A 993-nucleotide genomic window follows, 5' to 3' on the forward strand; every position below is an offset into this window, starting at 1 on the left:
TTGTTCTCGTTGGATTTCGAGGGCGATGTCGACCAGTTGATCTTCCTGACCACCGATCAACTTCCGCTGACCCGCACGATGCAACAACAAATGCGCGGGCACACCGTAACGCTCCGACTGACGCACCGCGTGCTTCAAGAAACTCGAATACACACCCGAATAACCCATGATCAACGCGTTACGATCCAACAAACACTCCGTCGGCATCGCCGGAGCCACCACCTCCTCGGCCGCATCGGCGATATCGAAGAAATCAATACCCGTCTTCACACCGATCTTGTCGAACACCCCGATCAACGCCTCCACCGGAGCATTCCCCGCACCCGCACCGAAACGACGCGCACTACCGTCGATCTGCTTCGCCCCCGCACGCACCGCGGCCACCGAGTTCGCCACACCCATCCCCAAATTCTCGTGACCGTGGAAACCCACCTGAGCATCCCCACCCAGCTCGGCCACCAACGCCTCCACCCGATCACTCACCCCATCGAGCACCAACGCACCCGCCGAATCCACCACATACACACACTCACAACCGGCATCGGCCATGATCCGCGCCTGCCCCGCCAAACGCTCCGGAGTGACGGTATGAGCCATCATCAAGAACCCGACCGTCTCCAAACCCAACTCACGCGCCAAACCGAAATGCTGGATCGACACATCCGCCTCGGTGCAATGCGTCGCGATCCGACAGATCGAACCACCATTGTCCCGAGCTTCCTTGATGTCCTCCTTCGTCCCCACACCCGGCAACATCAAGAAAGCGATCCTCGCGTCCACCGCCGTCTGGGCCGCCAAACGGATCAACTCCTGCTCCGGCGTCTTGGAGAACCCGTAATTGAACGACGACCCACCCAAACCATCACCATGGGTCACCTCGATCACCGGCACACCCGCCGCGTCCAACGCACGCACGATCGACACCACCTCATCGGCGGTGAACTGATGACGCTTGTGATGGGAACCATCACGCAGCGACGTGTCGGTGATACG

At 60.1% G+C, this 993-nt stretch carries 1 protein-coding gene; it reads right to left on the minus strand.

What is annotated here, in order from left to right:
- Positions 1-993: 4-hydroxy-2-oxovalerate aldolase (gene dmpG / locus IT779_RS37050; protein WP_196154176.1), on the minus strand; the 993-nt coding region annotated here is incomplete at both ends.

The organism is Nocardia bovistercoris (assembly GCF_015674855.1).
Classification (GTDB): Bacteria; Actinomycetota; Actinomycetes; order Mycobacteriales; family Mycobacteriaceae; genus Nocardia; species Nocardia bovistercoris.